General features: G+C 39.4%; 8 protein-coding genes. 1 reads left to right on the plus strand and 7 read right to left on the minus strand.

Going from position 1 to position 10,447, the window contains the following annotated elements:
• Positions 1-213 precede the first annotated feature (213 nt).
• Entirely contained in the window at positions 214-1,341 is a 1,128-nt protein-coding gene (locus ACFI34_RS01975; protein ID WP_058429128.1) for a M14 family metallopeptidase, read from the minus strand.
• A 212-nt stretch (positions 1,342-1,553) separates the two neighbouring features.
• Positions 1,554-2,996, minus strand: a complete 1,443-nt coding sequence (locus tag ACFI34_RS01980; protein ID WP_462672194.1) for a glyceraldehyde-3-phosphate dehydrogenase — start codon at positions 2,994-2,996, stop codon at positions 1,554-1,556.
• A gap of 174 nt (positions 2,997-3,170) precedes the next feature.
• On the opposite strand from ACFI34_RS01980, the gene ACFI34_RS01985 reads away from it, so the two are divergent.
• Positions 3,171-3,971 (plus strand): DUF2989 domain-containing protein, encoded by an 801-nt coding sequence (locus ACFI34_RS01985; protein ID WP_462672195.1) that lies wholly within the window; start codon positions 3,171-3,173, stop codon positions 3,969-3,971.
• 70 nt (positions 3,972-4,041) lie between these two features.
• Here the strand turns inward: ACFI34_RS01985 and ihfA are convergent, their stop codons facing one another.
• The 5 genes from ihfA to ACFI34_RS02010 form a co-directional block, all read right to left on the minus strand.
• Positions 4,042-4,341, minus strand: coding sequence for an integration host factor subunit alpha (gene ihfA / locus ACFI34_RS01990; RefSeq protein WP_002960690.1), 300 nt, complete (start codon positions 4,339-4,341; stop codon positions 4,042-4,044).
• Positions 4,342-4,343: 2 nt separating this feature from the next.
• On the minus strand, positions 4,344-6,731 hold the full coding sequence (gene pheT / locus ACFI34_RS01995; protein WP_462672196.1) for a phenylalanine--tRNA ligase subunit beta: 2,388 nt from the start codon (positions 6,729-6,731) through the stop codon (positions 4,344-4,346).
• Between the two features lie 15 nt (positions 6,732-6,746).
• The gene (gene pheS / locus ACFI34_RS02000) at positions 6,747-7,727 is read right to left on the minus strand and encodes a phenylalanine--tRNA ligase subunit alpha (RefSeq protein ID WP_006794499.1); all 981 of its coding nucleotides are present in this window, start codon (positions 7,725-7,727) and stop codon (positions 6,747-6,749) included.
• A gap of 82 nt (positions 7,728-7,809) precedes the next feature.
• Entirely contained in the window at positions 7,810-8,520 is a 711-nt protein-coding gene (gene hda / locus ACFI34_RS02005) for a DnaA inactivator Hda (RefSeq protein WP_462672201.1), read from the minus strand.
• On the minus strand, positions 8,520-9,575 hold the full coding sequence (locus tag ACFI34_RS02010; protein WP_462672197.1) for a DUF2066 domain-containing protein: 1,056 nt from the start codon (positions 9,573-9,575) through the stop codon (positions 8,520-8,522). The genes hda and ACFI34_RS02010 overlap by 1 nt, the downstream gene beginning before the upstream one ends.
• Between the last annotated feature and the right edge of the window lie 872 nt (positions 9,576-10,447).

A 10,447-nucleotide genomic window follows, 5' to 3' on the forward strand; every position in this document is an offset into this window, starting at 1 on the left:
TAATTTTCATATTTACAGATAAAACGTGCGCTTTGACGTATTATTTGAGGGTTATTTAACCAGTAATTGATTTATATGAATATGATAGAGGTTTATAGAAAGTAATTTAAATAGACTGCTGATTGAAGGGGTTTATAAAACGATTTTATTTACTAATTAATTTTAAATTTGTGTATAAAAAGGCATCAATAATTGATGCCTTTTTTCAGTACTCTATCTTAGCGTATCAACCACATTAACAATGGCTGCTAACGTGTCTTGACCAAACTGGTACGAACGACGATCTGACCAGCCGTAATCAGGATCTGGTAAATCGTTATTGTCTTTAAATGGCATTTCAATTGTGTATGTAAGCGCTTTAAACTCTTCAGCCGTTGCCGACGATGCAACGGTTAATAGAGCTTGACCTGGCTCATCTTTCGGGTAACCGTGTTCGTCTTGAAACTCCGGTGTTATTGTTAATAATGCCGCTTTAAAGCTGTCTTCTAAATTTTTAAGTCGCTCATCGTAACTTGGAATACCTTCGCTGCCAGCAACAAAGTTATAAGGAATAGCTTCATCACCGTGAATATCAAGGTGCATATCTAAGCCTGTTTCGCGCATTTTATTTAGGACTAAATACACTTCAGGGCTATTTTCCATACTAGGTGTTTGCCATTCGCGATTTAAGTTAACACCTTTAGCATTAGTACGTAAATGACCACGTACACTGCCATCTGGGTTCATATTTGGCACGATGTAAAACACAGCCTTTGATAACAATGCGGCAGCATGTGGGTCTTCATCATCAAGTAACTTATGAAGTAATCCCTCTACAAACCACTCTGCCATAGTTTCACCTGGATGCTGGCGTGCTGTTACCCAAATTACTTTTTTATCTTCGCTTGGCTCGCCTATTTTTAATACGCTCATATCGCGCCCATCAAGTGTTTCACCCAATGTTTGAAGTTGGCAAGCACCTTGCGTTTGCGCCCACGACAATAAATCTAAATGGCGGTCATAGCTATATGGTGCGAAGTAAGCAAAATAAACACTGCCGCACTCTGGCTCTATTTCAAAACTTAGCGTGCCATTTTCATAGTTTGATGGAACACGAAACCATGTTTGACGATCGTAAGATGCGACTGCTTGATAGCCTTCCCACCCATCTGGGTATGCTGATTTTTCAAGCTGATTAATATTAAGCTTATGTAATTGGTAAGGCGTTGTTTCTAATCGAAAGTGAAACCACTGATAAAATTCAGAGTTGTGGTCGTTATTAATCTCTAATTGAATATTAAGCGGATCGGTTGCATCAATTACCTTGATATTACCACTGTCGAAATTACTACTGATTTTCATGAAAAAACCTTTAATTTGAATAAGCCCATCTGCATTTTAACTAGCAGAACTAACACCACGAATAACACTACTCGCAGTAAATACAGTGTATTTTATGATTGTAACACGCACTGTATTGTAATAAGCAAAGCGTAGCACAAGGCATACACTTTAAAAATGATTGCACATTAAAAAAGCCAGCTAAACGCTGGCTTTTGAATACTACATATACATTAGCGTGGTAGGCTTGGGAATGACACTTCAGCCATATCTCGCATACAACGAACTACCTGACAGCTATAGCCAAATTCATTGTCGTACCATACGTATAATACAATACGATTATCGTCAACAATTGTCGCTTGCGAGTCAACTACACCTGCATAACGGCTACCTACTAAATCGGTAGACACTATTTCTGTTGATGCAGTGTAATCAATTTGGTCACGTAAATCTGAGTGCAGCGCTGTATCGCGTAAAAATGCATTTAGTTCTTCAACTGATGTATTTGTTGCTAAGTTTAAGTTTAAAATAGCAAGTGATACGTTAGGCGTAGGAACGCGAATAGCGTTACCTGTTAACTTACCTTCAAGCTCTGGTAATGCTTTAGATACAGCTTTAGCTGCGCCTGTTTCAGTTATTACCATGTTAAGCGCTGCGGCACGACCACGACGTTCGGCTTTGTGATAGTTGTCGATTAGGTTTTGATCGTTTGTGTATGAGTGAACGGTTTCAACGTGACCATTGTTAATACCAAACTTATCGTTTAACGCTTTTAATGTTGGTGTAATTGCATTTGTTGTACAGCTTGCTGCACAGACAATTTTATCTTCAGATAAAATATCTTGGTTATTTACACCATATACGATGTTTTTAATATTGCCTTTAGCCGGTGCCGTTAATAATACTTTAGCTGCACCTTTACACTCTAAATGCTGACCAAGGCCTGCTTCATCTTTCCAAATACCTGTGTTATCAACAATTAACGCATTATCGATACCGTATTGGGTGTAATCTATTTCACTAGGCGAATTTGCATAAATAACCTGAATGTAACTGCCATTCGCTTTAATCGCGTTGCGCTCTTTATCAATGGTTATTGAACCATTAAATGGACCATGAATTGAATCGCGACGCAATAAACTAGCGCGCTTTTCAAGGTCACCCTCTTTACCACCACGCACAACGATTGCACGTAGACGTAAATCAGCGTAAGGACCCGATTTTTCAATTAATAAGCGAGCGAGCAAACGACCAATACGACCAAAGCCATAAAGAACTACATCGCGAGGTTCTTTTATCGTTGAATTGGCTATTTCTGCTAATTCATCTTTAACGAACTCTTCAACTGAGCGGCCATTAGCAACATCGCTGTATAAGTAGCTGTATGCTAGCTTACCAATATCAATACGAGCAGAGTTTAATTCCATTTTGCTGATTGCTTCTAAAAACGGGAAGCTTTCACGTAAACGTAATTTTGTGCCTTCAAATTGTGCAACAGTTTTGTGAGATTTAATAATTTCAATAGTGCTGGCATTTACGAGAGGACGGCCATATACGGCAATTTCAATACCACGATTACGGTAAAGTTTACCAATGATAGGTTGCATACTTTCAGCGTAATCTTGGCGCTCTTGCCAACTATTTGTGTATTCTAACTCGTGAGATGAGGTCATTTTATTTACCTAAGTTTATCATTTTGAACGGATAGTCTTTAAAACTGCACTATATTTTGAGAGTAATGCACTTCAGACACGGCTATTCTAATTTAATCTGAAGTTATTCTCTACTGTTAGGCGTTAAATGATTGCGCTAGAATGGCTGCGTAAATATTTATTTGGGGTTAAGGAATGCTAAAAAGAGCAAGTTTACTACTTGGATTACTAACATTAGCGGGTTGTGAAGATCCTGTGACGCTAGCACAAGTTTGTAAAGAAACACCCGGTTTTTGTTCTGATTTAAACAAAGACAGTCATTGTAAAGACGAGCGTGCTGAAGTTATCTTAAAGCGTTACAGTGAATACAAAGAGCCAACGGATGAAAATAAATATCAATTATTAAAAGAATTTGAAACATACAACCAATGTATAACACTGGCGGCTAAAATTGAGCACATAAAGCTAAAAGCTAAGAAGACGTCTCGCATAGATGGGCAACTTACTAGCATTAAAGAAATGACGCGCCTATACCAAGACACCATTGATACAAATCACCCTGGTTTACTTTATTACCATTGGTCCAGAAACAATAATAAAGGTGCATTAAGTAAGCTATTGGCTATCGAAGACGATCCGAGTGTTACACAAAGTGCTGAAATGCAGTTTTTTTTAGCGTCGTATTACATTAAGTTTGATGACGAAAAAACGATTGATTTACTCTATAAAACGCTAGAGTTAAATCAAAAAGGGAGCATACCTAATCCTGAGGTGTACACATCACTAATTAGCCTTTTTTATAAGCATAATAAATTTAAACATGCCTATATTTTTTCAAAAGTTGCACAAATGTCGGGTATCGAAAATATAGATTTATTTGAAATAGAACAGGAACTCTTAAGTACTGGTAAAAACTTATCTGGCCTTGATTCACTTGCCGAGCAAACCTATCAACAAGTATTAGAAGGTGAATTTGTATCACCTAGAGAATTTTAGATAATAATAATTCCCGCTTAAGCAGAGTTAAGCGGGGAATAAATAAAAAGGCAGCTTTCGCTGCCTTTTTTTATTTTGCTTTGCTGGTACCCACTTCAACACGAGTCTTTAGTTTTTGACCCGGTCTAAAGGTGACAACACGACGCGCCGAAATAGGAATGTCTTCGCCTGTTTTCGGATTACGCCCTGGTCTTTCTTTTTTGTCTCGAAGATCAAAGTTACCAAATCCAGAAAGCTTAACCTGCTCTCCTTTTTCTAGCGCTGAGCGGATTTCTTCAAAAAACGCTTCAACTAAATCTTTGGCATCTTTTTTATTGATCCCGAGCTTTTCAAATAGGTGTTCAGCTATGTCGGCTTTAGTAAGCGCCATATCTAGTCCCTCAACGATGCATTAAACTTTTCGGCCAATTCGGCCACCACGTTATCAACTACTAGATTGATATCTTTCTCTTCGAGTGTTCTATCAACCGCTTGCAGTGTTAGAGCAATCGCCAAACTCTTATAATTTGGCTCAATACCTTTGCCCTTATACACATCGAATAAGTTTAGGTCAACCAATTGATTTCCGCCAACTTTTTCTATAGCGTTTAAAATATCACCAGATTTAACGCTGTCGGCCACTAAAATCGCGATGTCGCGACGGTTTGAAGGAAATTTAGACACGCTTTCTGCTTGTGGTAAATTTCTTTTTTCAATTGCTGACATTTCAATTTCAAATACAAAAGTTGCGTTATTGATATCTAACGACTTTTGCGCTTGAGGATGTAATGCACCAAAAAAACCAACCTTTTTACCATCAACATAAATAACAGCTGACTGGCCCGGATGAAGTCCATCTGACTGCTCGGCTTTAATTTCAAAGCGACTTACATCGTTAGTGATTCTAAGTAATGCCTCAACATCACCTTTTAAATCATAAAAATCAACGTTTCGTTTTTCTTCAACCCAATGTTCGCCATGCGCTAAACCAGTGATAGCACCACCGATAACGGGTACTTGGTAGACACCATTTTCTGCATTTTCATCGCTTATAAATTTAAGACCATGCTCAAATAAACGAATACGTGGTTGTTGACGATTTTGGTTGTATGCAACAGATGCTAATAGACCCGGCATTAAGCTAACACGCATAGCTGACATTTCAATTGAAATAGGATGCGGTAAAACGAGTGCATCACTTTGAGGATGCAAAATAGCTTGTGCCTTAGGATCAACAAAGCTGTATGTAATCGCTTCTTGGTAACCACGTGTTACTAACGTATTGCGGAATTTGCTTAATGCAATGCTCGCTTCGTTATGAGTCGTCATCTTAAGTTTTGCAGTTGGAGCTACATTTGGAATACTGTTGTAACCGTAAACGCGTGCAACTTCTTCTATCAAATCTTCTTCAATGCGAATATCAAAACGGTAACTAGGTACGTCCGCACTCCAGCTGTCATTTTCTACTTTAACATCAAGGCCTAAGCGAGTCAGAATATCAGTTACTTTAGCATCATCAATGTGATGACCTATTACGCGGTCTAAACGCGAACGACGCAATCGAACTTCAGTCACCTTAGGTAACTTATCAGCCGCCACGGCTTCAACTACAGGGCCTGCTTGACCACCCACAATTTCAAGAAGTAGCGCTGTGGCACGCTGCATTGCATCGTGTTGTAGAGCAAAATCTACACCTCGTTCGTAACGATGTGATGCATCAGTATGTAGGCCGTAACTACGTGCTTGACCAGCAATTGCTACCGGATTAAAGAACGCACTTTCAAGCAGTATGTCTGTTGTTTTTTCAGTAACACCTGATTGCTCACCACCAAAAATACCTGCAATGGCAAGTGCTTTGTCATTATCTGCTATAACGAGTGTAGACTCGTTTAATTTAGCTGTATTACCATCAAGCAGTACTAGTTCTTCATCTGCATTTGCACTACGTACTTTAATGCCACCTTCAATTGCACTTAAATCAAATGCATGCATAGGGTGGCCAAGTTCTAGTAATACATAGTTAGTTACATCAACAACAGGGTCGATTGAACGTACGCCACTTCGACGTAATTTTTCAACCATCCATAACGGTGTTTCTGCATCAAGATTTATACCTTTTATTACACGACCTAAGTAACGAGGACATGCATCTTCGTTCACTAGCTCAATTGATACTTTGTCGTCAATTGTTGGAGCAACAGCGGGGATTTTTAAAACGTTTACATCAATGCTGTTTAAAACGCCCACTTCACGAGCAAGACCTTTAATACCAAGGCAGTCACCACGGTTTGGTGTCAAATCAACATCAATAATGTTGTCGTCAAGGCTTAAATAGTCACGTAAATCCGCGCCAATGGGTGCATCACTCGGTAACTCCATGATGCCCTCACCTTCTTCGCTAATGCCTAGCTCATCAAATGCACATAACATACCGTGTGAAGGCTGACCGCGAAGTTTTGCTTTTTTAATTTTGAAATCACCAGGTAATACTGCACCAACGGTTGCAACCGCGACTTTAATTCCTTCACGACAGTTTGGCGCACCACACACGATATCAAGCAGCTCATCGCCACCTACGTTAATTTTAGTAACGCGAAGTTTATCTGCATCAGGATGTTGACCACATTCAACAACTTCGCCTACTAAGACACCATTAAATTTGGCTGCAGCAGGCTCAACGCCGTCAACTTCAAGGCCAGCCATAGAAAGCTGTTCCGAAAGAGCTTGCGTATCAATAGCAGGATTAACCCACTCTCTTAACCACTTTTCACTAAATTTCATTTTATTGCTTCACTCTTAACGGAACTGGTTTAGGAATTTTAAGTCATTTTCGAAAAATGCACGTAAATCGTTTACGCCGTAACGCAACATTGTTAGGCGCTCTACACCCATGCCAAATGCAAAACCAGTGTATTTTTCCGGATCAATACCTACAGACTTAAGAACGTTTGGATGTACCATGCCACAGCCCAGTACCTCTAACCATTTGCCGTCTTTGCCCATCACATCTACTTCTGCTGAAGGTTCTGTAAATGGGAAAAATGAAGGACGGAAACGAATTTCCATATCTTCTTCAAAAAAGTTACGCAAAAAGTCATGTAATATACCTTTAAGCTCAGTAAAGCTTACATCGGTATCAACCATTAACCCTTCTACCTGATGGAACATAGGTGTATGTGTCTGATCGTAATCGTTACGATACACACGCCCAGGTGAGATAATTCGTAGCGGTGGCTGTTCCGTTTCCATAGTACGAATTTGCACGCCACTTGTTTGTGTACGCAATACTAATTTAGGATTGAAATAAAAGGTATCGTGATCAGCACGCGCAGGGTGATGTTCAGGGATATTTAAAGCATCAAAGTTATGAAAATCATCTTCAATCTCAGGACCTGATTTAACCTCGAAACCTAACTCGCCAAAAAAGCTTTCAATACGCTCAATTGTACGTGTTACTGGGTGTAATCCACCTGTAGGCATCACACGCCCAGGTAAAGTAACGTCAATTGTTTCAGCGGCTAGCTTTTCTTCTAGTGCCTTGCTTGCTAAAAGCTCACGCTTATCGTTAATTGCAGCTTGCACATCTTGCTTAGCCTGATTAATTACCTGGCCTGCTTCTTTGCGTTCTTCAGGAGCAATTTTACCCAGTGTTTTAAGTAAGCTAGTGATTTCGCCTTTTTTACCAAGGTAGTTAACCCTGATCTCTTCTAGTTGCGCGATTTCACTGGCACTGGCTACCGCCTCAAGTGCTTGCGCTAATATATTTTCTAAGTTCATTCGATACCTGATCTTTCACAGAAGGTGATTACAATTTAATTAACTAATGATAACTGAAAGCGGGGTCTAGATTCTAGACCTACTAGAGCTTTAACGTTGATTTTATAAAGGGAATTGTTAATTTTCGCTGTGCGGCCATAGATGCATGATCTAATTTGTCTAATACATCGAGTAAAGCACGCATATCTCGACTTAGACGCGTTAGTAAAAAGCGTGCACATTCATCGCTTAACTCAAGCCCACGCATGTGTGCCCGCTTAACAAGCGCCTGCGCTTTATCATCATCACTCATTGAACGTATTTGAAAGGTGGTTCCCCAAGTCAAACGAGATTCTAAATCAGGAAGTGAGATATTTAACATATTTGGTAACAGGTCTGCTGTTACAACTAGCATTTTACCGGGTTCGTTAAAGCGATTAAAAAAATTAAACAGGGCCTTTTCCCAGGCATCGTTGCCTGCCACTAAATGGACATCGTCTATACACAATACATCAAGCGCTTCCAGTCCATCGAGCACCATAGGGCTAAAATTGATAATCTCTCGCATAGAAAGTAACATGTTAGAAAGGCCACGTTCTTGCGCTTTTATGCACGTAGCATATAACAAGTGAGACTTACCCGAATCACCCAATCCACACAAGTAAGTATACTGAAATGAATTTGCCAAGTCAGAAAAGCTCGCTTTTAGATGATTAACTTCTAATGAGTCCTCACCACCAAAGTACGATGCAAACGTCTCGTCATCTGGCAAAGTAACAGGCAACGCCATTTGCATTGGTTCATGACTTAGCACTATGGTTTTATCCATTGATATTCGAGGCTGTTTTTGTCAACAACATGATAAAAAGCGCGTGGATCAACGTAATCTTTAAAAGCAGAATCAAGACCTAGCGCTTTTTTTAAATCTGTAACATCGCCTGTATGACTCAATTTGTATTCAACAAACTCAGTCGTTTTTCGAGCAATCGTAACCTGTGTAACAACACTTAAACTCTGTAAACGTCTCTTAGCTAGTTCAACATCTACAAAACTTTCGGCCCCTTTTAAAGTTAAAATAGCTGAAGCTTGCTCGTAGTATGCATTGGGATCAATTGCGTATTCACTTGCTAGCCCTTTAGCTAGTGTATCTATCATTTGACTAACAATTTGTTGTTTATCACCAACTAAACGATTTTGATCGAACAAATCATCATTTGTGAATCGCCAATCTAAAACCCAGTTATTACTGTTATTGTCTTTGTACATTTTGGCTGTAATACTTCTTTCAGCACTATACCGCTGAGAAGCCTCTTCTATAGGGCCTGAAAAATTGCCCCACACCTCCGGTATTCCTACTAAACGCCTATCTTGTAAATCCAGTAATGGCACAACAACAGGTAAGCCACGTCTTCGAGCATTATCATAAATTAATTGTTCAAGCTGTGGATAGCTCTCTTGTGTTACTAGCTCTCTTCGCCAGTTATCTTCAATACCTAGCCAAATAGCGACTAACGGACGTTGTGAACCCCATAGAGGTAGACTTAATTCTTTTATAAGCGCATTAATTTTTCGTGCTTCAAATTTAACAATTAATTTTAATTGACCTTCAGTACGCTCATCGTATTCAAATTTAAGAATGTAATCAGAGATATCTTTAGTTCGTTGTTGAGCTAATCGATTTTGATCCGCCGTTTCATCACCACTTACTTTTACCAAAACATTAAGTAAAGCTTTACGGCTTGCCGCTAATCTACTATCTCTTGATTTATCATCAACTTTTAAAATATCTTGATATAGATCAGTGACTTCAACTGCTGAAACAGAAAAACAAATTAAAATGGATATTATGCTTATTAATAATCTATACACTGTATGTTAGTTCTTGATTTAAACTGATTTGATCCTAAATCAAAGCCAGTAACAAAGCAAAATTATATTTGTTACTGGGGTATGATGATGTGTATAGGTTAAACCTTACCCACAAAAAAGGTAATTAGACACAGCCCGAAGTTTACAAATTAATCGACTTAGCAAAATTGGAAAAAGACGACTGTCATACTGGGTAAGATATTGCTTTTTGCATTGCTATTCTAGGTTACAAAAACAAAAGTAATAACAAATGCGACATTGTCTGTGCGTCGGAATCGCTTCGGTTGCCCGACCTACGCAATAGGTATTGAATGAGTGTGTATGACTTGTCCGCAAACTACTTTTCTGCAAACGTAAAAAACGACTATTTCTAGTCGGGGCTCGCCTTCTATCTGTTTATTAAACCCATGTTAGCAAAAAACCGACACTTTGCTGTAACGGGTTTCTCTTACTTGAAGTCGGTTCGCTACGCAGTAGAATGTTGTGGAGCCCACCGCGGTGGAGAGCCACAGTGCAATGCTGAACTCTCATCGCTCAATGTATTGGATAGCTAGAATAATGTTCACAAAGAGGCGCTTCGCTTTAGAGAAGAAAGTGCTGAATATTACTTTTTTATAGACGTAAAAAAGCCCGACTATTACTAGTCGGGCTTTCTACAATTTGAAGCCTGGTAATGTCGTGGTGCCCACAGCGGTGGAGAGTCACATAGCAAATGGGATACTATCTTTGCGTCGGGACGGCCTTCCGCGGGGCTCGCCTTCGCGCTGTTTTGTTTGATGTATAGGAATACGAATGCCGTGAAATACAGGATGTACGAGAGCGGCCACTACTGAGTTCGATATGGGCTCTTGGCTATTTTTATTAAATCCTAA

This window comes from Pseudoalteromonas sp. PSi26 (genome assembly GCF_054960575.1).